General features: G+C 63.5%; 19 protein-coding genes. 15 read left to right on the forward strand and 4 right to left on the reverse strand.

Annotated features, from left to right (window positions below):
* Positions 1–13 precede the first annotated feature (13 nt).
* The 12 genes from DXT74_RS12665 to accD all read left to right on the forward strand — a co-directional run bounded on the left by DXT74_RS12665 (position 14) and on the right by accD (position 14589).
* Positions 14–793, forward strand: a complete 780-nt coding sequence (locus tag DXT74_RS12665; protein ID WP_043641506.1) for a class I SAM-dependent methyltransferase — start codon at positions 14–16, stop codon at positions 791–793.
* Positions 790–1101: a hypothetical protein gene (locus tag DXT74_RS12670; RefSeq protein ID WP_194426134.1), complete on the forward strand. Its 312-nt coding sequence runs from the start codon at positions 790–792 to the stop codon at positions 1099–1101. The genes DXT74_RS12665 and DXT74_RS12670 overlap by 4 nt, the downstream gene beginning before the upstream one ends.
* A gap of 13 nt (positions 1102–1114) precedes the next feature.
* Positions 1115–2179, forward strand: a complete 1065-nt coding sequence (leuB, locus tag DXT74_RS12675; RefSeq protein WP_043641509.1) for a 3-isopropylmalate dehydrogenase — start codon at positions 1115–1117, stop codon at positions 2177–2179.
* Between the two features lie 181 nt (positions 2180–2360).
* The gene (gene asd / locus DXT74_RS12680) at positions 2361–3473 is read left to right on the forward strand and encodes an aspartate-semialdehyde dehydrogenase (protein ID WP_039755586.1); all 1113 of its coding nucleotides are present in this window, start codon (positions 2361–2363) and stop codon (positions 3471–3473) included.
* A gap of 295 nt (positions 3474–3768) precedes the next feature.
* Positions 3769–4779 (forward strand): aspartate-semialdehyde dehydrogenase, encoded by a 1011-nt coding sequence (locus tag DXT74_RS12685; RefSeq protein WP_043641511.1) that lies wholly within the window; start codon positions 3769–3771, stop codon positions 4777–4779.
* Positions 4780–4998: 219 nt separating this feature from the next.
* The gene (locus DXT74_RS12690) at positions 4999–7305 is read left to right on the forward strand and encodes a FimV/HubP family polar landmark protein (protein WP_231138174.1); all 2307 of its coding nucleotides are present in this window, start codon (positions 4999–5001) and stop codon (positions 7303–7305) included.
* 283 nt (positions 7306–7588) lie between these two features.
* On the forward strand, positions 7589–10006 hold the full coding sequence (locus DXT74_RS12695) for a FimV family protein (RefSeq protein WP_194426135.1): 2418 nt from the start codon (positions 7589–7591) through the stop codon (positions 10004–10006).
* A gap of 228 nt (positions 10007–10234) precedes the next feature.
* Positions 10235–11026 carry a tRNA pseudouridine(38-40) synthase TruA gene (truA, locus tag DXT74_RS12700; protein ID WP_043641515.1) on the forward strand — a complete coding sequence of 264 codons (792 nt, stop codon included), beginning with the start codon at positions 10235–10237 and terminating at the stop codon, positions 11024–11026.
* Positions 11027–11028: 2 nt separating this feature from the next.
* Positions 11029–11658 (forward strand): phosphoribosylanthranilate isomerase, encoded by a 630-nt coding sequence (locus tag DXT74_RS12705; RefSeq protein WP_231138175.1) that lies wholly within the window; start codon positions 11029–11031, stop codon positions 11656–11658.
* Positions 11645–12847, forward strand: coding sequence for a tryptophan synthase subunit beta (trpB, locus tag DXT74_RS12710; protein WP_019102616.1), 1203 nt, complete (start codon positions 11645–11647; stop codon positions 12845–12847). Before DXT74_RS12705 ends, trpB begins: the two co-directional genes overlap by 14 nt.
* Before the next feature lie 9 nt (positions 12848–12856).
* Positions 12857–13645, forward strand: a complete 789-nt coding sequence (gene trpA, locus DXT74_RS12715; protein ID WP_043592104.1) for a tryptophan synthase subunit alpha — start codon at positions 12857–12859, stop codon at positions 13643–13645.
* A 74-nt stretch (positions 13646–13719) separates the two neighbouring features.
* Positions 13720–14589, forward strand: a complete 870-nt coding sequence (gene accD / locus DXT74_RS12720; protein WP_019102618.1) for an acetyl-CoA carboxylase, carboxyltransferase subunit beta — start codon at positions 13720–13722, stop codon at positions 14587–14589.
* A 46-nt stretch (positions 14590–14635) separates the two neighbouring features.
* On the opposite strand, the gene DXT74_RS12725 is transcribed toward accD, so the two are convergent.
* The 3 genes from DXT74_RS12725 to tsaD all read right to left on the reverse strand — a co-directional run bounded on the left by DXT74_RS12725 (position 14636) and on the right by tsaD (position 18586).
* A complete protein-coding gene (locus DXT74_RS12725; RefSeq protein WP_194426137.1) occupies positions 14636–15394 on the reverse strand; it encodes an ABC transporter substrate-binding protein in 759 nt (252 codons plus the stop codon).
* Positions 15395–15602: 208 nt separating this feature from the next.
* The gene (locus tag DXT74_RS12730; RefSeq protein ID WP_114154827.1) at positions 15603–17507 is read right to left on the reverse strand and encodes an ATP-binding cassette domain-containing protein; all 1905 of its coding nucleotides are present in this window, start codon (positions 17505–17507) and stop codon (positions 15603–15605) included.
* Between the two features lie 53 nt (positions 17508–17560).
* Positions 17561–18586 carry a tRNA (adenosine(37)-N6)-threonylcarbamoyltransferase complex transferase subunit TsaD gene (gene tsaD / locus DXT74_RS12735; protein WP_114154829.1) on the reverse strand — a complete coding sequence of 342 codons (1026 nt, stop codon included), beginning with the start codon at positions 18584–18586 and terminating at the stop codon, positions 17561–17563.
* Positions 18587–18707: 121 nt separating this feature from the next.
* Here tsaD and DXT74_RS12740 point away from each other — a divergent pair, with 121 nt between their 5' ends.
* Positions 18708–19124, forward strand: a complete 417-nt coding sequence (locus tag DXT74_RS12740) for an OsmC family protein (RefSeq protein WP_114154831.1) — start codon at positions 18708–18710, stop codon at positions 19122–19124.
* Here DXT74_RS12740 and DXT74_RS12745 read toward each other — a convergent pair.
* Entirely contained in the window at positions 19093–19530 is a 438-nt protein-coding gene (locus DXT74_RS12745; protein WP_162788105.1) for a hypothetical protein, read from the reverse strand. The two genes, DXT74_RS12740 and DXT74_RS12745, sit on opposite strands and share 32 nt — an antisense overlap.
* Positions 19531–19752: 222 nt before the next feature.
* Between DXT74_RS12745 and DXT74_RS12750 the strand changes: the two genes are divergently transcribed.
* Both DXT74_RS12750 and hslO read left to right on the forward strand, forming a co-directional pair.
* Positions 19753–20349: an MFS transporter gene (locus tag DXT74_RS12750; protein ID WP_019102624.1), complete on the forward strand. Its 597-nt coding sequence runs from the start codon at positions 19753–19755 to the stop codon at positions 20347–20349.
* Complete coding sequence (gene hslO / locus DXT74_RS12755) at positions 20346–21227, forward strand: Hsp33 family molecular chaperone HslO (RefSeq protein ID WP_114154833.1); 882 nt, start codon at positions 20346–20348, stop codon at positions 21225–21227. The genes DXT74_RS12750 and hslO overlap by 4 nt, the downstream gene beginning before the upstream one ends.
* The last annotated feature ends 98 nt before the right edge of the window (positions 21228–21325 follow it).

Consider the following 21325-nt stretch of genomic DNA (forward strand, 5'->3'; position numbering starts at 1 on the left):
CAAAGGAGGCTGAGTGAACACGCCACAGCAGGGCGGCCACGGGCATAAACAGCATGTGGAGCAGCAGTTCGGCGGCCAGGCCGCCGCCTATTTGAGCAGCCAAGTGCATGCGGAGGGCGCGGAGTTCGCCGAGCTGCGCCAGGCCGTGGCGGAGCATGGCGCGGCGAGGGTATTGGACCTGGGCTGCGGCGCCGGCCATGTGGGTTTTCAGGTGGCGGAGGCGGCGCGGGAGGTCGTGGCTTACGATCTGTCGGCCGCCATGTTGGAAGTGGTGACGGCGGAAGCGGCCCGGCGCGGTCTGGACAATCTGAGCACGCGCCAGGGTTCGGCGGAGCGTCTGCCTTTCGCCGACGGCGACTTCGACTTGGTGTTCAGCCGTTATTCCGCCCATCACTGGGGCGATGTGGGCCTGGCGCTGCGCGAGGCGCGGAGGGTATTGAAGCCGGGCGGCCGATTAGCGCTGATAGATGTGATGTCGCCGGGCCTGCCCTTGCTGGATACGCACTTGCAGGCGGTGGAAGTGTTGCGGGACTCTAGCCATGTCCGTAATTATAGCGGCGGAGAATGGTTGACGATGCTGGCTGAGGCCGGCTTCGTGGTGGACAGCCTGCGCCGTCAGCGGCTGCGACTGGCCTTCGACGCCTGGACCGCGCGCATGCGCACGCCGCCGGAGATGGCCGCGGCCGTTCGCCTGCTGCAACAGCGCATGGGCAGCGAGGTGCGCGATTACTTCGCCATCGAGGCGGACGGCAGTTTCAGTTCCGACGTGATGGTGTTGTGGGCCAGAACATGAACGCCGTCCGCAGCGATGGCCGGCGCGGCGCGATGGCCTGGTTGCATCGCCACCCCTGCTGGGCCTTTGCGCTGCTGGGTTTGAGCTTTCTGGTGTTCGGCGCGGGCACGGTCAATCTGGCCCTGTTGTTGCAATTGAATTTCAAGCTGTGGCTGGACGCCGGTTGGCAGGCGGCGATGGACGGCGCGCTGCGCCAGTTGCTGGAACTGCTGGTGTCCGGCTATGCCGCGATGGCGGCTTATATCATATTCAAATGTTGCGAGCGGGCGCTGGTGGAGCGGCTGACCCGGCGCGGTCCTCAAGACTGAAAAGGAAAACAGTATGAAAATCGCCATTCTGCCGGGTGACGGCATCGGTCCGGAAATCATCGCTCAGGCTCAGCGCGTGCTGGAAGTCTTGCGCAAGGACGGCCTGCCGATCGAAACCGAGCAGGCCCCGCTGGGCGGCGCCGGCTACGACGCTTTTGGCCAGCCTTATCCCGAGTTCACCCAGAAGCTGTGTCGCGAATCCGACGCGGTGCTGCTGGGCGCGGTGGGCGGCCCGGCCTACGACAAGCTGGAGCGTCCGTTGCGGCCGGAGCGCGGCTTGCTGGCCATCCGCAAGGATTTGAACCTGTTCGCCAATCTGCGGCCGGCCATCCTGTACCCGGAGCTGGCCAACGCTTCCACGCTGAAGCCGGAAGTGGTGTCCGGTCTGGACATCATGATTGTGCGGGAACTGACCGGCGACATTTACTTCGGGCAGCCGCGCGGCATCGCCGTCAACGAACTGGGCGAGCGCGAGGCCTACAACACCATGCGCTACAGCGAGGGCGAAGTGCGCCGCATCGCCCACGTCGCCTTCGGCATCGCGATGAAGCGCAACAAGCGCTTGTGCTCGGTGGACAAGGCCAATGTGCTGGAAACCACCGAGTTCTGGAAAGAGGTGATGATAGACGTGGCCAAGGAGTATCCGCAGGTGGAGTTGTCCCACATGTATGTGGACAACGCGGCGATGCAGCTGGTGCGCAACCCCAAGCAGTTCGATGTGATGGTGACCGGCAATATCTTTGGCGACATCCTGTCGGACGAGGCCTCGATGCTGACGGGTTCCATCGGCATGCTGCCGTCGGCCTCGCTGGATGAAAACAATAAGGGTCTGTACGAGCCCTCGCATGGCTCCGCGCCGGATATCGCCGGCCAGAACCTTGCCAACCCGCTGGCCACCATCCTGTCCGCGGCGATGATGCTGCGCTACACCTTTGGTCTGGAAGACGCGGCGCAGCGGGTGGAGAACGCGGTGAAGGCCGTGTTGGCGCGCGGCCTGCGCACCGCGGACATTTACGAGGCCGGTTGCGAAAAAGTCAGCTGCTCGGCGATGGGAGATGCGGTGGTGTCGGCGCTCTGAGACCGGACGGTACGCCCGGTTTTCGCGGGGCGAACCGTCTGTTCTGATTTGAATACAATAAAAATGAAATACCCCATTGCTTGGTGCTTTATCGCGCTGCACAATGGGGTGACAACATTACAGCCGCCCGCCGCATAGGCGGGCGCGACGATTTGACAGACAGATACCAGGAGAAACCCCAGTGAGAGTAGGTTTTGTAGGTTGGCGCGGCATGGTGGGTTCCGTGCTGATGCAGCGCATGCGCGAAGAGAACGATTTTGCGGTGATTGCCGAGCCGGTGTTCTTCACCACCTCCAATGTGGGCGGCAAGGCCCCCGACATCGGCCGCGACACCCCGGCGCTGAAAGACGCGAAGGACATCGCCGAACTCAAATCCATGGATGTGATCGTCACCTGCCAGGGCGGCGATTACACCAATGAAGTCTATCCGCAGCTGCGCGCCGCCGGCTGGAACGGCTATTGGGTGGATGCGGCTTCCGCGCTGCGCATGGAAGACAACGCCATCATCATCCTGGATCCGGTCAATAAAGCGGTGATAGAGCAGGGCCTGGCGCGCGGCGTCAAGGACTACGTCGGCGGCAACTGTACCGTGTCGCTGATGCTGATGGCCTTGGGCGGCTTGTTCCAGAACGATTTGGTGGAGTGGGCCACTTCCATGACCTACCAGGCCGCCTCCGGCGCCGGCGCGCAGAATATGCGCGAACTGCTGTCCGGCATGGGGGCGATCAACGCCCAGGTGTCCGGCCTGCTGGCGGACCCGGCTTCCGCCATTCTCGATATTGACCGCAAAGTGTCGGACTTCCTGCGCGCGGACGATTTTCCCTGCCAGAATTTTGGCGTGCCGCTGGCCGGCAGCCTGATTCCGTGGATAGACAAGGATCTGGGCAACGGCCAGTCCAAGGAAGAATGGAAAGGCGGCGTGGAAACCAACAAGATACTGGGCCGCTCCGCCAATCCAGTGCCGGTGGACGGTTTGTGCGTGCGCGTGGGCGCGATGCGCTGCCACAGCCAGGCATTGACCATCAAGCTCAAGCGCGATGTGCCCTTGGACGAGATCGAAGCCATGCTGGCCGCGGCGAATCCGTGGGCCAAGGTGGTTCCCAACACCCGCGAGGCCTCGATGGCCGAGCTGACCCCGGCGGCGGTGACCGGCACGCTGGCCACGCCGGTGGGCCGCCTGCGCAAGATGGCGATGGGCGGCGAATACCTGTCCGCGTTCACCGTGGGCGATCAACTGCTGTGGGGCGCGGCGGAGCCGCTGCGCCGCATGTTGCGTATCCTGATCGAGCGTTGACAGGGTAGAATGGCGGCAGCCTGGGGGCCGCGTTGGCGGGCTCCTACTGCCGGGCCGCTCTTACGAGTCTGTTCATCGCCTGCTGCGCGTCGGCGATACGGCGTTAAAAACAAGCTCAAAATGCTCATGTACCACATGACCATTCCGCTTTTTCGCTTGTTTTCGCCTTGTCTCGCTCTTGCTCGCGAGACTTTGAACAAACTTTTAGAAGCGCGGCCGAGTTGAAAAGGGCACCTAGGTGCCCTTTTTTGCGTGCGGTATTCTGTTTGCAATGATTGATTGAGAAAGTAAAGCGATGTCGAACTCTATTCAGCTCGCCGTAGTCGGCGCCACCGGCCTGGTGGGCCAGGCGGTACTGGAACTGCTGGCCCAGCGCCAGTTGCCCGTGGGCCGGGTTTTTGCCGTGGACACGGCGGACAAGGAAGGCGAAACCGCCGCCTATGGCAACCTGGAACTGGATGTGCATCCGATCGACGGTTTTGCCTTCGAAAACGTGGCGCTGGCCATCTTCGCCGCCGGCAGCGAACTGGCGCGCGAGTACGCGCCGCTAGCGCGCGCGGCTGGCGCGGCGGTGGTGGATTTCAGCTCCGCCTTCCGCGAGGACGACAGTGTGCCGCTGGTGATTCCCGCCATCAACGGCGCCTTGCTGGCGGACGCCGGCGAAGCCGCGCTCGCCTCCGTGCCCAATTGCACGGTGACGCCGCTGGCGCTGGCGCTGGCGGCGCTGCGCCCGCTGGGCTTGCAGCGCGTGTCGGTGGCCACTTATCAATCGGTGTCCGGCAGCGGCCAGGCGGCAATGGAAGAGCTGGCGGATCAAACCACGGCGCTGTTCTCCCAGCGCGAGACGGAAAGCCGGGTTTACGACAAACGCATCGCTTTTAACGTGCTGCCGCAGATCGGCGCGCTGGACGCGGACGGCACCTCCGAAGAAGAGCGCTCGGTGGAGCGCGAACTGACGCGGCTGTTGGCGTTGCCGCAATTGCAAGTGGAAGCCACCTGCGTGCGGGTGCCGGTGTTCTTCGGCCACGCGTGGGCGGTGAATGCGGCATTCGAACATGAATTTGACATGGAGCAAGCGCGTAAGCGTCTGCTTGCGGCAGGCTTGCAAGTGGTGGCCGCTGACAAGTTGGGCGGCTATGTGACGCCAATGGAAGCTACCGGCAATGAAGCGGTGTGGGTCAGCCGTTTGCGCGGCAAGGGCCGGACGCTGAGCTTCTGGCTGGCCGCCGACAATGTGAAGGCGGGGGCGGCGCTCAATTGCGTGAATATCGCCGAAACGCTGTTGAAGCAGAATGGTTTGATCTGATTTAAGCGGTTTGGCCGAAGCCGCGCATGGCGCGGGCAGAGGGCGGCATTCGCGAGAGTGCCGCCCTGTTTCATGGCGGAGTCGAAAAACGCGCGCAAACGGCGTCATTATGAAATCTAGCTAAAAACTGCGGCAGGGCCTAAGATTGCAACAGTTACCGTCTGCGCCCGCTGGGCCAGCGCAAATAAAATCAAGATAAACCGTGCCGGAAGGTTGACAGTGACACATCAGGCAAAAATCAGAATCGGCGTTCTGGCGGTGGCTTTGGCCTGCTCCGCCAGCGCCTGGGCAGGGCTGGGGAAAATCAACGTCAGGTCCAATCTGGGCGAGCCGTTCCGCGCCGATATCGAATTGACCGGGGTAAGGGCGGCGGAGTTGGAGAGCGCCAGGATAGGGCTGGCCGGGGCGGATACGTTTCAGGACTTGAACGTTGATTACGCCACCGTGCTCAATATGCTGCGCTTCAGCGTGGCGCCCAGCTCGCGCGGCGCGATGATACGCATCAGTTCTTCCGGACCCATCAACGATCCCTATCTGCGTTTCGTGGTGGAAGCCAAGACTTCATCGGGACGCGCGGTGCGCGAATACACGGTGTTGTTGGATCCCAGCAACTACTCGATGGCTTCTCCGTCCGCCAACATCGTGCAGGACGTGCCCAGTTACGCCGACAGCAATCTGTCCAGCCGCTATCGCGGCAACGCCGCGCCCATCGCGCGGCCGCAGCCAGGCATTCTCAAAGTGAAGTCCGGTTCCACCCTGCGCGGCCTGGCCGGCAAGGTGCGGCCGCGCGGCGCCACGCTGGACCAGACCATGGCCGCTTTGGCACAGGCCAATCCAGACGCCTTCGTCGACGGCGACGTCAGCCGTCTCAAACTGGGCGCGGTGCTGAAAGTGCCCGCCAGCCGCAAGATCAAGTCCCTGAGCGCCGCTCAGGTGGCCAACATTCTAGGCAGTCAGCCAGCGGCTCCGGCTGCCGAAGACAAAGCCAAAGCAGGCTCGGATGTGCTGAAGCTGGTGCCCAGCGAGCCGGGCGGCGGCAAGCTGACCGAACTTGAGCAGCAGGTGGCTGCGCGCGAGCAAGCGCTGAAGAGCGCGGAGGCGCGCATCAGCGCGCTGGAAGAGCAATTGAAGGCCCTGCAGGCGGGCAAGCCCTTGCCGCCCATGACTAATTCCAGCCCCAGTTCCGCTCCGGCCGCGACGGCGGCGGAACCCGTCGCCGCCAGCGCTCCCGCGCACGCCGCCAGCGCGCCGGCTCCGGCTCCTGCGGCCAAGCCCGCTCCGGCGGAACACAAGCCCGCGGCCAAGCCGGCGGCTCCGCCTCCGCCGCCGGAGCCGTCGTTGCTGGATAAGGTGATCGATCATTTGCCGCTAGTGGGCGGCGGCGTGGCCGGCCTGGGCCTCTTGGGCGCGTTGGGCCTGTTGCTGGCGCGTCGGCGCAAGGGCGGCAAGCCCTTGTCGCTGTCCGCCAACAATACCAGCGCCGCCTTGAGCCGCGGCGCGTCTTCCGGCATGGAGCCGCCGTCGGTGGGCGGCGGCCACTCCTTCATGAGCAATTTCACCCAGGCGGCCGGCGCCATCGACGCGGCCGAGGTTGATCCTGTAGCGGAAGCCGAGGTGTATATCGCCTACGGCCGCGATGTGCAGGCAGAGGACATCCTCAAGGACGCGCTGGCCAAAGACCCGTCGCGCCAAGAGGTGAGGCTGAAGCTGATGGAGATCTACGCGGCGCGTCCTGACGTCGCCAGCTTTGAAAAACTGGCGCGGGAAATGCACGCCACCTTCGACGGCCATGGACCGATCTGGGCCAAGGCCGCGGCGATGGGCCGTTCCATAGACCCGACCAACTCGCTCTATCTGTCCGACGGCGAGGGCGAGGACATCGAAGCCGCGCCCGCGCCGGTGTCTAGTCCGGGCGGCATCGATCTGGATAAGGAGCTGTTCGGCGAGCCTGAGGCAACGCCGCCGGCTGCCGCCCCTGAACCCGTCGCCGCGCCGGAAGCAGCGGTTCCAGAGGATGATCCGCTGGCGGCGCTCTTCGCCGAGCCTCAGCCCGAAGAGGCGGAGAAGCCGGAAGAAGCCAATCTGCTCAATTTCGATCTGGACGCGGAGCTGACGGCGCCCGCGGAGCCCAAGCCGGAGGCGACTCCCGCGGCCGCGGCGCCGGCGGAAAACAATTTGTTGGACTTCGACTTCAATCTGGAGGGTATGGCGGCGGAAACGCCGGCCGCCGCCGAAGCGCCAGTTGCGTCAGCGGCCCCAGCGGCCGCGTCCGCGGGTTTCGAATCCCTGTACGAAGACATGCTGGCGGAGACGCCGGCCGCAGAGGCGGAAGCGCCGGCGGCGGCGCAGGCCGAAGGCATGTCGGTGCTGGACGATCCGCTGGCCACCAAGTTGGATCTGGCTAAGGTCTACCTGGACATGGGCGACCGCGACGGCGCCAAAGAAGTGTTGCAGGATTTGATCGCCGAGGCGCAAGGGCCGCTCAAGGCGGAGGCCGAGGCCTTGCTGGCAACGATTAGCGCTTGAGATAGAGGCGACGGCGATGCGCGGCGGGACGGGGCAACTCCTCCCGCCGTTTGACGATCCGGCTCCATCACGTGGTTTGAGGCGAATGGCATGAAAATGTGTGGCTTTTTTGGCCATTGCCTGGATGCAATGAGGCAAGGATGCCCGATTTATCCTCGCTAAGTGGCTGTTGTGTTGTTTCGTTGCAATAATTAAAACGTTATAAGAATCTGTTGGCGACCTGCTGCGCGGCGGCTTCGAAGAATGAGGGTGGGGAAATTCGTTCATGTCTTTCAAGACACGCATGAGTCAAATCGCGTTGCTGCTGGCCGGTCTGGGCCTGGCGGCGGCGGCTACGGCCGGTTTGGGGCCGATCCGGGTGTTGTCCGCCGATGGAGAGCCTTTCCTGGCGGAGATCCCAGTGGTGGACGAGGAACCCTCCGACAATGTGCTGGTGGGCCTGGCCGACCGCAACCGCTATCCGCTGTTGTCCACTTACAGCAGTTCCGCCGGCAATCTGCAGTTTTCCATCGTCCGCAAGCCGGATGGCAGTGTTCAAAAAATCCAAGTGAAGGGCGCCGCCAGTTATCCGGAGCCGCTGTTGCGTTTCGCCGTGGATCTGAGTTGGCCGGCTGGCAGGCTGGTGCGCGAGTTCGAGGTGGATTACCGCCGCGACGGACCGCGCAACAAACCCGCGCCGGCGCGGGAGGAGGGCAAGAAGCCGCTGGCCGGCGTCGATGTCTCGCCGCGCTTGGATTCGCTGGGCCTGAGCGACGCCCGGCTGCGTTCCCGCCTGGGCGAACCCTTGCTGCTGGAACTGACCTTGCAGGGCAGCGCCTTGGAGCAGGCGGAGCCGCCGCGGCTGGCGTTGTTCGCGGTGGCGGCTCAGGGCGAGCCCAGCGCTCAGCAAGTGCGCTTGGTGGCTTCCATCGTGCCCCATATCGAGAAAGTGGCCAAAGGCCGCTTTAATGTGCAACTGCGCACCGAGCAGCCGGTAAGCGAGCCAATGTTGGCCTTCCGGTTGGAAGTGGCCGCAGGCAAGCTCAAGGCGCAGAAAAACTACTCGGTATTGCTGGACCCTCATTCGGCGGCCAAGCCGGTCCCCGCCGTCAAAACGCAGGGCTTGAAAGTGTACCGAGTGCTTAAGGGCGACACGTTGTCCGGCATCGCCAGCCGCGTGCGCGGCGGCGGCGAGGCGGGCGGGGTGGCGCAGCAACTGCTGCGGGACAACCCAGAGGCTTTCATCGCAGGCGATGCCAATCGCTTGCGCGCTGGAGCGGCCCTGGAGTACCCGGCCGAGTGGCAGTTGCGTGGCCAGGGCGTTGCCCGTGGCGCGGAGCCTAAGCGGCCGGCGACGTTGACCGAGGCTCACGCGGTTCAGAAAAGCGCGGAGCCTGAAGGCAAGCTCCAAGAGCGCGCGCCGGAGCGCAAACCTTTGGAGCATAAGCCGGCGGAGTCCAAGCTGCAGGAACACAAAGCCCAGGAGCAGGTTCCCAGAGAGGCTGCGCCGAAGACTAAGCCCGTCATGCCGGCCCCGCCTGTTGCCAAGGAAGCGGCCAAGCCGGCCCCGGCCGCAGAGGCCGCGCGGCCTGCTGCCGCGCCGTCGCAGCAGGAGCGGAACTTGCAGCAGATGCTGCAGCGGCAGGATCAGGCGCTGCAGCAAGCCGAACAGCGCGCCAAGGCGCTGGAGCAGAAAATTCAGGATTACCAGCGCCAGCAGGCGGCGGTAAAGGCAGCTGTGCCGGCCCCGGCGGAAAGAGAGCCCGGCCCCGAGTCCGCGCCTGAACCCAAGCCGAAACCGGAACCCAAGATAGCAGCCGTCAGTTCGATGCCGGTCGCGGCGGCGTCCGCGCCGCAGGCGGCTAGGCCGGAACACGTAGGGAAGACCCAGGCGCCCGAACCCGCCGCGCCGCACGAGCCGCCCGCAGCCAAGCCCGCCGAAAGCCATGCTCCGTCAGCCACCGTGGCGGCCAATAGCTGGACGGATGAACTGGGCGCTCTCTTGTCCGATGAGTCTATGCGCTGGAAGCTGGGCGGCGCGGCGGCGGCTTTGGGTCTAGTCGCCTTGCTGCTGGCGCGACGCAAGCGCAGCGGCGATAAGGCCGAGCCCGCGGCGCCGGCCTTGAGCGGAACGGCGACGGGCGCTTCGATGCTGGGGCCGTTAACGACTTTGATGAGTTCTTTGAAGAAGGGCGATGGGATCGACCTGTCTTCGGTGGATCGGGTTGCCGAGGCAGACGTCTATCTGGCTTACGGTCGCGATGATCAGGCGCTGGAGATTTTGCGTGAAGGCCTGGCTCATGAGCCGATGCGACAAGATTTGCGCTACAAGCTATTGGAGGTGTTGTCCACCCAGCCGGACAAGCAGATGTTCATTGCCGAGGCCACCACGGCGAAGGGCGTGTTCGGTAAGGACAGCACCTTGTGGATGAGGGTGTGTGAGATTGGCCAGACCGTCGAGCCCGGCCATCCCTTGTTCGCGCAAACCACACTCGAGCCAAAGGCGGAAGCGCCGGCGCAGTCGCTTGCGGCCGCAGAGCCCGCCCCTGTTGCCGCACCCGCACCCGCACCCGCACCCGCGACGGCGACGGCCGTAGCGGCATCGCCTGCGCCGGCAGTTGCGGCGAGTCCTGATGAGGAGAAAATGGAACTAGCCAAGCTGTATCTGGAGATGGGCGACAAGGAAACTGCGGACGCTTTGATGAAGGAGGCCGGCCGCTGAGGCGTCCATCGCGCATTGCGAGTCACAGGGGCCGGCGCGCTTATCGCGAGCCGGCCCTTTCGTTTTACGTCGACGGCGTCTTATGCCGTGGTTGGCCGCTTTTCTCGCGTGTTCGCAGCAGACGTCATCGTTTGGTCGTGGCGCAAACCGGGCAGGATAAGGTAGAGTGAGTGCTTTATTGCTGAAACGACGCGGTGCGCCGCGTCGGTGTTTGAAGAAGGTGTGGGCATGAGGATAGCGCTCGGCATCGAGTATGACGGTCGGGCGTTTTCCGGCTGGCAGACTCAGCCGCATGGCAATACGGTTCAGGACAGATTGAATCAGGCGATCGCGCAGATCGCCGGCGTGGCCGACATCGGCACCTTGGCCGCGGGCAGGACCGACGCCGGGGTGCATGCGGCCATGCAAGTGGTGCATTTCGACTGCTTGACGCAGCGGCCGCTGAATGCTTGGGTGCGCGGCGTCAACGCCTTGCTGCCGCCGGAAGTGGCGGTGGTGTGGGCGCGAGAGGTGCCGGAGGCGTTTCATGCTCGTTTTTCGGCGTTTTCCCGCAGTTACAGCTATTTCCTGCTGACTAGTCCGGTGCGGCCTTGTTTGCTGGCTGGCAAGATGGGCTGGTTTCATCAGGCGTTGGACGTTGAGGCGATGCGGGAAGCGGCCGCCCACTTGTTGGGGCGGCATGATTTTTCCAGCTTTCGAGCGTCCGAATGCCAGGCAAAATCGCCGCTCAAGGATTTGCAGCGCTTGGACATCAGCGAGCAAGACGGCCTGATCCGCTTCGATCTGCTGGCGGACGCTTTTCTGCACCATATGGTGCGCAATATCGTCGGGGCGCTGGTCTATGTCGGCAAGGGCGCTTTGCGCGCGGAGGACATGGCGGGGCTGCTGGCGGCGCGCGACCGCACCTTCGCGCCGCCCACCTTCATGCCGGATGGTCTGTATCTGACCGGCGTGGGTTATCCGGAAATATACGATTTGCCGTCGCAGGCGGACGCCGCGCGGCTGGCCTTGTGGAGATGAGAGTGGGCGGCACAACCCGAATCAAAATTTGCGGCATTACTCGGCCGGAAGACGGCGCGGAAGCCGCGCGCTTGGGCGCCGACGCCATCGGTCTGGTGTTCTACGCCAAGAGCCCGCGTCATGTCGGCATCGAGCAGGCGCGCGCTGTAATCGCGGCGCTGCCGCCCTTCGTCAGCGTGGTGGCTCTGTTCGTCAACCCGGAACCGGATTATGTGCGCGCAGTGTTGGCGGAGTGCGCAATCGACATGCTGCAGTTCCACGGGGAGGAAGACGCCGTTTTCTGCCGCTCCTTTCAGCGGCCTTATTTGAAAGCGGTGCGGGTGAAGCCAGGCATGGACCTGGCCGAAATCGCCGCGCAATACCCGGACGCGCGCGCGGTGCTGACAGACTCCTTCGTTGAAGGCGCGCACGGCGGCACCGGGGCCACCTTTGACTGGAGCTTGCTGCCGGAGGCCTTGCCCCTGCCGTTGATCCTGTCCGGGGGGCTGGACGAACACAATGTGGCGGCGGCGGTGGCGCAGGTGCGTCCGGCCGCGGTCGACGTCTCCAGCGGTGTGGAGGCGTCCAAGGGAATCAAAGATGCCGCCAGAATGGCGGCGTTCATATCAGGAGTTAGACATGGATCGTTATGACTTGCCGGACGCCCAGGGCCATTTTGGCCCGCATGGCGGCGTCTATGTCGCCGAAACCTTGATGGCGGCGCTGGACGAGCTGAAAAACGAGTACGCTCGCGTCAAGGCCGACCCGTCGTTCTGGGAAGAATTCCGCCATGAGCTCAAGCATTACGTTGGCCGCCCCAGCCCGGTCTACCACGCCAAGCGCTGGTCCGAGCAATTGGGCGGCGCGCAGATCTATTTGAAGCGCGAAGACCTGAACCACACAGGCGCGCACAAGATCAACAACGCCATCGGCCAGGCCCTGCTGGCGCGTCGCATGGGCAAGAAACGGGTGATCGCGGAAACCGGCGCCGGCCAGCACGGCGTGGCTTCCGCCACCGTGGCGGCGCGTTACGGCATGGAGTGCGTGGTGTATATGGGCGCGGAGGACATCAAGCGTCAATCGCCCAATGTGTTCCGCATGAAGCTGCTGGGCGCCACTGTGGTGCCGGTGGAGTCCGGCTCCAAGACGTTGAAGGACGCGCTTAACGAGGCCATGCGCGATTGGGTGACCAATGTCGACAGCACTTTCTACATCTTGGGCACCGCGGCGGGCCCGCATCCCTATCCGATGCTGGTGCGCGATTTCGTGTCGGTGATCGGCGAGGAGGCCAAAGTGCAGATGCCGGAAGTCATCGGTCGCCAGCCGGATGTGGTGGTGGCGTGCGTGGGCGGCGGCTCCAACGCCATCGGCATGTTCTATCCGTATATCGGCGTTGACGGCGTGCGCATGGTCGGCGTTGAGGCCGGCGGCCTGGGCTTGGCCTCCGGCAAGCACGCGGCGCCGATTTCCGGCGGCGCGCCGCTGGGCGTATTGCACGGCGCCAAGAGCTATCTAATGCAGGACGAGAACGGCCAGGTGGTGGAAACCCATTCGGTGTCCGCCGGCCTGGACTATCCGGGCGTGGGGCCTGAGCACAGCTATCTGAAGGACATCGGCCGCGCCGACTACGTGGCGATCAACGACGACGAGGCCTTGCGCGCCTTCCACGATTGCTGTCGTTTCGAGGGCATCATCCCGGCGCTGGAGTCTAGCCACGCGCTGGCCTGGGCCGCCAAGGAAGCGCCGAAGATGGGCAAGGACCAGGTGATCTTGGTCAATCTGTCCGGCCGCGGCGACAAAGACATCAACACCGTGGCCGGCCTCGCCGGCATCACCCTGTAAGGAGGCGCTATGTCACGTATCGCCCAATGTTTTGAAGCGCTGGCCGGCGGCAAGGCGCTGATTCCCTTCATCACCGCCGGCGATCCGTCGCCGCAGTTGACCGTGCAGCTGATGCACGGCTTGGTGGAGGGCGGCGCCGACATCATCGAGCTGGGGGTGCCGTTTTCCGACCCGATGGCCGACGGCCCGGTGATCCAGCGCGCCTCGGAGCGCGCGCTGGTCCACAAGGTGGGTTTGCGCCAAGTGTTGCAGATGGTAGCGGAATTTCGCCGCGACAACGATCATACCCCGGTGGTGCTGATGGGATATCTGAATCCCGTGTTCGCCATGGGCTACCAGGACTTCGCCGCCGCGGCCAAGGCCGCCGGCGTAGACGGCGTGTTGACCGTGGACAGTCCGCCGGAAGAATCCGCCGATCTGTCTGCGGCACTGACCGCCAACGGCCTGGATCCGGTGTTCCTGATCGCGCCCACCACCCCGCCGCAACGTGTGGCGGAAATCGCCAAACTGGCGCGCGGATACGTCTATTATGTCTCTCTGAAGGGGGTGACCGGCGCCGGGCATCTGGACATTGACGACGTAGCGCGTAAAATTGCTGCCCTTAGAGAATATTTGACCGTACCGATCGGCGTCGGCTTTGGCATTCGCGACGGCGCGACCGCCAAGGCGATCTCCGCCGCCGCTGACGCGGTGGTGGTGGGCAGCCGCTTGGTGCAGGAAATTGAGGCGGCGACACCCGAAACCGCCAAAGAGCGGTTAACCCGTCTGGTGGCCGAACTGAAGGCCGCCATCCGATAGAACATTGCGGGGGCTTAGCCCCCGTTTTACTGTGCCCGCCGTTTGACGGCGGGTCCAAGAATCAAGGAGTCAGCATGAGCTGGTTGAATAAGCTCCTGCCGCCGAAGATCAAGCGCGACAACCGCGCCGATAAACCTTCCGCGGTACCGGAGGGGCTTTGGAGCAAGTGCCCGGAATGCGAGGCCGTGTTGTATTACACCGACCTGGAGAGCAATCTGCAGGTGTGTCCCAAGTGTAATCATCATCACCCGCTGACCGCGCGCGAACGTCTGAACCTGCTGCTGGACGAAGAGGGCCGGCGCGAGCTGGGTGAAGAGGTCAAGCCGGTGGATATCCTGAAGTTCAAGGATAGCAAGAAGTATCCGGACCGCTTGACCGCTGCCAAAAGCGACACTGGCGAGGACGACGCGCTGGTCGTCATGCAGGGCAGCATCGAATCGATGCCGGTGGTGGTGGCCGCGTTTGAATTCAAATTCATCGGCGGCTCCATGGGGTCGGTGGTGGGCGAGCGCTTCGTGCGCGGCGTGCGCGCCGCGGTGGAAGCCAAGGCGCCTTTCGTTTGCGTGGCCGCTTCCGGCGGAGCGCGGATGCAGGAAGGCCTGAATTCGCTGATGCAGATGGCCAAGACCAGCGCCGCCTTGCAGCTGCTGACCGACGCCAAATTGCCGTTCATCTCGGTGTTGACCGACCCGACCATGGGCGGCGTGTCCGCTTCTTTTGCTTTCCTGGGCGACGTGGTGTTGGCCGAGCCCAAGGCGCGCATCGGTTTTGCCGGCGCGCGCGTGATCGAGCAAACCGTGCGCGAAACGCTGCCGGAAGGCTTCCAGCGCGCAGAGTTCCTGCTGAGCAAGGGGGCGGTGGACATGGTGGTGGATCGTCGCGAACTGAAGCGCAAGCTGGCGGAGTTGAGCGCATTGCTGATGAAGGAGCCCGCTCCGGTCTAATCCGCAGCCAAGCCGCATTGAAAAGCCGCCATCATCTGGCGGCTTTTTATTTGGCGCGGCAGCCTTGCACCGCGCGATTGAATTGCGTCAGGAACTGCGGCGACTCGCGGGCGAGGAAGGCTTTGCCGAAGTAGACGCCGAAGGGTAGGCTTTGCGCCAGCTCGCTGCGCAGTTGTTCCTGCACGCCCATTTTGGCGATGAGCGCGTCCACCACGTAGGCATTGCCGAGAATGGCGTCAACACGGCGGCTCAGCAGCATTTTCACCAATTGCTCGCTGTTGGGCGGGGTGGAGGTGAGTTGATAGCCGTGTTCGCGCAGCCAGTCGTCCATATTGGAGCCGCTGAAGGCGGCGGTGCGGCCCTGGCGCTTGAAATCGCTGCTGGTCGGGGTCTGCGGGTTGTTCTTCAGCAGATACCAGCGTCGCTCATAAGGCAGGATGGGGGCGGACAGCACCGCGTAGCTGTCGCGTTCCGCCGACGGCGTGGCGGTGAAAAAGGCATCGGCTTGTTGGTGCTGCACCTGCCATTGCGCGCGGGGCCATGGCAGGAAGGAGATGGAGTAGGGACGTTGTAGCTGCTTGAGCGCGCACTGCACGATTTGCACCGCCAAGCCATCGGGGGCGCCGTCTTCTTTGCTGAAGGACAGCGGAACTTGCTGATGGGTGTTGAGCCGAATGGGGGGCTCGGCCGCGGCGGCGCCGGCGATCAGCAGGCCGGCGAGCAGAACGCGACGTATGGGCGACGGAAATGCGGCGCGGCGGGGAGGGGCGCGCGGGGTTTTGCTTAAAAAATAGGCGGCAGTCATTTGTTTTTTGCAATCATGGAGTTGCCGGTTTTATCCACATGCTGTCACCAGATTTGCTCATTGGCAAGGTGGGAAAGTTCCCTGATTTTGCCTTTTTTATGAGCGTAAGCGGCAAGTGGCTAATTGCAAAAGTTTTTTTGGCGACGGATCGGGGTTATCCACAAAGTTATCCGGCGATTGCTGTGGAAAACCCCGGCCGTTGCCGCCGTTATTCCGCCTGTTCCAGCGCCTCCAGCTCGGCCTGGGCTTCCAGCCAAGCCTCCTCCACTTCCGCCAGGCGGGTCGCCACTTCCCCTTGGCGACGCACAGCGTCGGCCAGCCGTTGCCGGTTGGCATCCTCATAGGCGTCGGCGGAGGCCATGAAGCCGTCCAGCTCCGCTTTCGCCGCGCTGAGTTGGTCCAGTTCCTTTTCCAGCTTGTTCAGCTTGTTCTGCAGCGGTTTGCGCAGTTGGGAGAGCCGTTGCCGCGCTTCCGCTTCTTGGCGCTTCTGTTCCTTGCGGTTCAGGCCCTGAGCGTCTCCGGAGGAGGGCTTGCCGGCGTCGGCCAGCAGGGTCAGCCGCCATTGGCGGTAATCCTCTAGGTCGCCGTCGAAGGGCTGCACCTTGCCGTGGCTGACCAGCCAGAAAATATCGGTAGTGGCTTCCAGCAAGCTGCGGTCATGGGACACCACGATCAGCGCTCCGCTGAAGTCCTGCAGCGCCATGGTCAGCGCGTGGCGCATTTCCAGGTCCAGGTGGTTGGTGGGTTCGTCCAACAGCAGCAAGTTGGGTTTTTGCCAGACTATCATCGCCAGCGCCAGCCGCGCCTTCTCGCCGCCCGACATCGGACCCACTGGATCGGTGGCGGCGTCGCCGCGGAAGTTGAAGCCGCCAAGGAAACTGCGCAGTTCCAGCTCGCGCGTGGTGGGCGCCAGCCTTTGCATGTGTTGCAGCGGCGTTTCGTCTTCGCGCAGGGTCTCCAGCGTGTGCTGGGCGAAGTAGCCAATCTTCAGGGTTTGGGCGTTGACGATCTCGCCGCGCAGCGGGGCGAGGTCGCCGGACAAGAGTTTGACCAGGGTGGATTTGCCGGCGCCGTTGACGCCGAGCAGGCCGATGCGCGCGCCGGCTTCCACCGATAGGTTCAGTCCGCTGAGTATGGTGGCGGAGCCGTAGCCGACATCGGCCTGTTCCAGCTTCAGCAATGGATTGGGCAGGTTGTCCGGGCTATCGAAGTGGAAGTCGAACGGCGAAGCCACGTGGGCGGGAGCGATGCGTTCCAGTTTTTCCAGCGCCTTGACCCGGCTCTGCGCCTGACGCGCCTTGGAGGCCTTGGCCTTGAAGCGGTTGACGAAGGACTCCAGGTGGGCGATCTGGCGCTGCTGTTTCTCGTACTCGCCTTGTTGGCGAGCCATTTTCTCCGCGCGCATCACTTCGAACTGGCTGTAGTTGCCGGTGTACAGCGTCAAGTCCTGGTTGGCGACTTCAACGATGTGGTCACAGACGCTGTCCAGAAAGTCGCGATCGTGGGAAATCATCAGCAGAGTGCCTGGATAGCCTTGCAGCCAATCCTCCAGCCACAGCACGGTTTCCAGATCCAGATGGTTGGTGGGTTCATCCAGTAGCAGCAGGTCGGAGCGGCACATCAGCGCCTGCGCCAGGTTCAGGCGCATGCGCCAGCCGCCGGAGAAGCTGGCCACGGACCGTTGCTGAGCGTTGACATCGAAGCCCAGGCCGGTCAGCAGTTTGCCGGCGCGCGCCGGCGCGGCGTAGGCGTCGATGCGCGCCAATTCTCCGTGCAGGTGGCCGATGGCGTTGCCGTCGTGGCGTTCTTCCGCGTCTTGCAGCTCCTGTTCCAGCTGGCGCAGCTCATGGTCGCCGTCCAGCACGTAGTCCAGCGCGGAGCGTTCCAGCGCGGGTGTTTCCTGCGCTACGTGAGCGATGGTCCAGTGAGGCGGCAGCAGCGCGTCTCCGCTGTCGGCGTGAAGTTCGCCCATCAGGAGCGCGAACAGGCTGGACTTGCCGGCGCCGTTGGCGCCGGTGAGGCCGGTCTTGTAGCCGGGGTTGAGGGTCAGGTTGGCGCCTAGCAGCAATTCTTTCAGGCCGCGGCGCAGGTTGAGGTTTTTGAGTTGAATCATAGGAGTCCGAAGCCGCGCCGGCGTTTGCGGTCGGCGCGGCGCATGGGGGTGGGTCAGGCCGGGGGCAGCGTGCTGAGGTCCCAGCGCGGCTTGATCGAGTAGCTGCCGGGCGGCTGCGCGTGTTGCAACCGCATCGCGCCGGCGAAGGCGATCATCGCGCCGTTGTCGGTGCACAGCGCCAGCGGCGGATAGAACACTTCGAAGCGGCGGCGGCGAGCGGCTTCGTCCAGCGCGGCGCGCAGCTGCTTGTTGGCGCCGACGCCGCCGGCCACCACCAGCCGTTTCATGTCGCACTGCTTGAGCGCGGCCAGCGATTTCTTGGTCAGCACTTCGACGATGGCTTCCTGGAAGGCGCGGCAGATGTCTTTGCGCGTCTGCTCGTCGATGTGGCCGTCGGCGTCCGCCACTTGTTTGCTCAGCGTCAGCACCGCGGTTTTCAGGCCGGAGAAGCTCATGTCTAGGTCGCCGGAGTTCAGCATCGGCCGCGGCAGGGTGAAGCGGGCCGGATCGCCTTCCTCCGCCAGCCGGGACAGCAGCGGGCCGCCGGGGTAGGGCAGCCCCAGCAACTTGGCGGTTTTGTCGAAGGCTTCGCCGGCGGCGTCGTCCAGGGTTTCGCCCAGGATTTGATAGTCGCCGACGCCGCGTACAGCCATCAGTTGGGTGTGGCCGCCGGAAACCAGCAAGGCCAGGAAGGGGAACGCCGGTTTGGGCTCGGCCAGCAGCGGCGACAGCAGGTGGCCCTCCAGGTGGTGGACGCCCAGCACCGGAATGTTCAGGCCGAAGGCCAGCGCGTTGGCCACGCTGGCTCCCACCAGCAGCGCGCCGCCCAGGCCGGGGCCTTGGGTATAGGCGATGGCGTCGAGGTCGGCCAGCGTTTTGCCGGCTTCGGCCAGGCAGGCTTCCGTCAGCGGAATGGCGCGGCGGATGTGGTCGCGGCTGGCCAATTCAGGCACCACGCCGCCGTATTCGGCGTGCATGGCCATCTGGGTGTGCAGTTGGTGGGCCAGCAGGCCGCCGTCTGTGTCGTACAACGCGACTCCGGTTTCGTCGCAGGAGGATTCAATACCAAGTACCAGCATGTTTGGGCGCAGCTCGGATATAGCGGGACAATCTTTCTATTTTACCGGTGAATCTTTGTTCGCCCAAATCCGGATGTTAGGCTAGGCCGTTTCGGGATTCCGACTACGAGGAGAAGCAAGGATGAAGGCCAGGCTGAAGTGGGTGGACGGCGTGTGTTTCCTGGGCGAGAGCGGCAGCGGCCATGCGGTGGTGATGGACGGCGCGCCGGAAGGCGGCGGAAGGAATTTGGGGCCGCGGCCCATGGAGTTGTTGCTATTGGGCACCGCGGGTTGCACCAGTTACGACGTGATCACTATTTTGAAGAAGGCGCGACAGCAAGTCAGTGATTGCTGGGTGGAGATCGATGCCGAACGCGCGGAGGAGGAGCCCAAGGTGTTCACCCGCATTCATTTCCACTTTGTGGTGACTGGGCGCGATCTGAAGGCGGAGACGGTGGAGCGGGCGATCAAGTTGTCGGCGGAGAAGTACTGTTCCGCCTCCATCATGCTGGGCAAGACCGCTGACATCAGCCACGATTTCGAATTGCGCGACGCCTGATGACGCTGCCGGCGGCCGGCGGGCCGGCCAGCAGGTCCGCCGCCAGGCTCAGCGCTGTCTCATGGTCCGGGCGGTGGCGCAGCGGGTAGCCCCAGAACTTTTCGAAGCGCGGCGCGAACTCGTCAAGATAGCGCTGTTGCTCGGCTTGCGGAGCAATCACGATCGTGCCGCGTATCAATTGGCGGATCTGCAGCCGGTTGTCCTTGACCCACAGCGCCGCCATTTTGCGGATGATGCGCGCGTGCAGGTCCAGTTCGGTTGGCGCCGGTTCTTTGGCGATGAATACGAAGGGGCGTTGCTGGAGCAGCAGCTGGTCCAGGGTGGCGAAGATGTCGGTGGGCTGCTGCCCATCCGGGCGGCTGCGGTCCAGCCAGACGATGGGGAAGTCTTGAGCGTGGAATTGCATAGCTTTTTTGAAAATGATAATCAATATCATTATATCGTCAGCCACCTGACTTGTCATCTAGGTGGCGGTTGCGGCGCGGTCTTGAGATTCGCGCCGGCGGCCCCCATCTTTCCCGAGTCCCGCCACGGGAGCAACGCTTGGGTTGCCGGGCGTAAGCCGATACAATAGGCGGTTTTGCGCGGCTGCCGCTCCGGGGCCGCCATCGACGAAAAAGGCGCAGGGATGACTACCATCGTGGCGGTAAGAAAGGGCGATCAGATCGCGATCGCCGCCGACAGCCAGACCACTTTTGGCGACGACCAGAAGCTGTTGGCGGGCTATGACTGTTTCCACAACAAGATTTTCCAGCATGGGGACAGCTATTTGGCCATCTCCGGCTCGGCCGCCCACGATCTGGTGTTGCAAGGCGCGCTGAAAGAGTTGAAGAAAAAAGACCTGAGCAGTCGCCAGGGAATTTTCGAGACCTTCCGCAAATTGCATCCCAAGCTGAAGGACGGTTTCTACCTGCGTCCCGAAGAGGACGAGGAAGATCCGTACGAATCCAGTCAGATGATGGTGGTAATCGCCAACCGTCATGGGATTTTCGGGGTGTATCCGATGCGCGAGATTTACGAGTTCTCGCGCATCTGGGCGATAGGCTCCGGCCGCAAGTTCGCGATGGGCGCGATGTACGCGGTGTATGACCAAGCGCTCAGCGCGCGCGAAATCGCCGAAATCGGCGTGCGCGCAGGTTGCGAATTCGACGTCAGTTCTTCAATGCCAATGACGGTCTATACCGTAGAACTGGCGGCGGACAAGGAAAAGAAAGACATAGCATGAGCACACAAGACAGATTGCAACGATTTTTGTTTGACGGCGCGCCGGTGCGCGGCGCGCTGGTGAGGTTGGACGGTGCCTGGCAGCAGGTGCTGGCTCGCCGCAGCTACCCTCCTGCCTTGAAGAAGATTGTCGGCGAAATGATGGCGGCGGCCGAACTGATGGCCGCCAACCTCAAGTTCGACGGCGCGCTCATTCTGCAGCTTCACGGCGCCGGCGCCCTGAAACTGGCGGTGGTGGAGTGCAACAACGACCGCACTATCCGCGCCACCGCAAAGTGGGACGAAGGCATTTCCGATGGCGCGTCCATCCAGTCTTTGCTGGGAGCTCACGGACGCTTCGTGGTGACCTTGGAGCCGCGCGTGGACAAGGCGCAAACCTGGCAGGGCATCGTGGCGCTGGAGGGCGACAGCATAGGCGAAATGCTGGAGAACTACATGCTTCGCTCCGAGCAGCTGGAAACCCGGCTGATCCTGGCCTCCAGCGACGAAACCGCGGCCGGCATGCTGTTGCAGAAGCTGCCGGAAGGTCATGGAGATCCGGAAGGCTGGGAGCGCATTCAGATGCTGGGCGCCACTTTGAGTGCGGACGAGTTGCTGAGCTTGCCGGCCGAGGATGTCCTGCATCGTCTGTTCCATGAGGAAACGGTGCGGGTTTTCGATCAGGAAACGGTGAGTTTCGCCTGTAATTGCAGCCGGGAGCGCGTCGGCGACATGTTGAAGATGCTGGGCGGCCAGGAAGTGGGCGAGGTGCTGCTGGAGCAAGGCAGCGTGGAAATCGTCTGTGATTATTGCAATCAGCATTACGTTTACGACGAAGACGATGCCAACAAGTTGTTCGACTACGATGTGGTCGCTGCCGCGCGCGAGGCCAGGCACTGACGCATTACCGTTAGTTTGGCAACAAACTCTATTCTAAGCCGCATATGCGGCTTTTTTTACGCCCTTTTTTCGACTAAAAACAGGGTAAAAATACCAAT

Source organism: Chromobacterium sp. Rain0013, from assembly GCF_015291765.1.
Lineage (GTDB): Bacteria > Pseudomonadota > Gammaproteobacteria > Burkholderiales > Chromobacteriaceae > Chromobacterium > Chromobacterium haemolyticum.

Excerpts from the sequence above, each read along its gene's own strand:
- leuB (WP_043641509.1), top strand. The coding sequence starts at position 1,115 with ATGAAAATCGCCATTCTGCCGGGTGACGGCATCGGTCCGGAAATCATC.
- trpA (WP_043592104.1), top strand. The coding sequence starts at position 12,857 with ATGTCACGTATCGCCCAATGTTTTGAAGCGCTGGCCGGCGGCAAGGCG.
- DXT74_RS12685 (WP_043641511.1), top strand. The coding sequence starts at position 3,769 with ATGTCGAACTCTATTCAGCTCGCCGTAGTCGGCGCCACCGGCCTGGTG.
- DXT74_RS12745 (WP_162788105.1), bottom strand. The coding sequence starts at position 19,530 with ATGCAATTCCACGCTCAAGACTTCCCCATCGTCTGGCTGGACCGCAGC.
- DXT74_RS12695 (WP_194426135.1), top strand. The coding sequence starts at position 7,589 with ATGAGTCAAATCGCGTTGCTGCTGGCCGGTCTGGGCCTGGCGGCGGCG.
- DXT74_RS12730 (WP_114154827.1), bottom strand. The coding sequence starts at position 17,507 with ATGATTCAACTCAAAAACCTCAACCTGCGCCGCGGCCTGAAAGAATTG.
- DXT74_RS12670 (WP_194426134.1), top strand. The coding sequence starts at position 790 with ATGAACGCCGTCCGCAGCGATGGCCGGCGCGGCGCGATGGCCTGGTTG.
- DXT74_RS12740 (WP_114154831.1), top strand. The coding sequence starts at position 18,708 with ATGAAGGCCAGGCTGAAGTGGGTGGACGGCGTGTGTTTCCTGGGCGAG.
- trpB (WP_019102616.1), top strand. The coding sequence starts at position 11,645 with ATGGATCGTTATGACTTGCCGGACGCCCAGGGCCATTTTGGCCCGCAT.
- DXT74_RS12725 (WP_194426137.1), bottom strand. The coding sequence starts at position 15,394 with ATGACTGCCGCCTATTTTTTAAGCAAAACCCCGCGCGCCCCTCCCCGC.
- DXT74_RS12750 (WP_019102624.1), top strand. The coding sequence starts at position 19,753 with ATGACTACCATCGTGGCGGTAAGAAAGGGCGATCAGATCGCGATCGCC.
- truA (WP_043641515.1), top strand. The coding sequence starts at position 10,235 with ATGAGGATAGCGCTCGGCATCGAGTATGACGGTCGGGCGTTTTCCGGC.
- accD (WP_019102618.1), top strand. The coding sequence starts at position 13,720 with ATGAGCTGGTTGAATAAGCTCCTGCCGCCGAAGATCAAGCGCGACAAC.
- tsaD (WP_114154829.1), bottom strand. The coding sequence starts at position 18,586 with ATGCTGGTACTTGGTATTGAATCCTCCTGCGACGAAACCGGAGTCGCG.
- hslO (WP_114154833.1), top strand. The coding sequence starts at position 20,346 with ATGAGCACACAAGACAGATTGCAACGATTTTTGTTTGACGGCGCGCCG.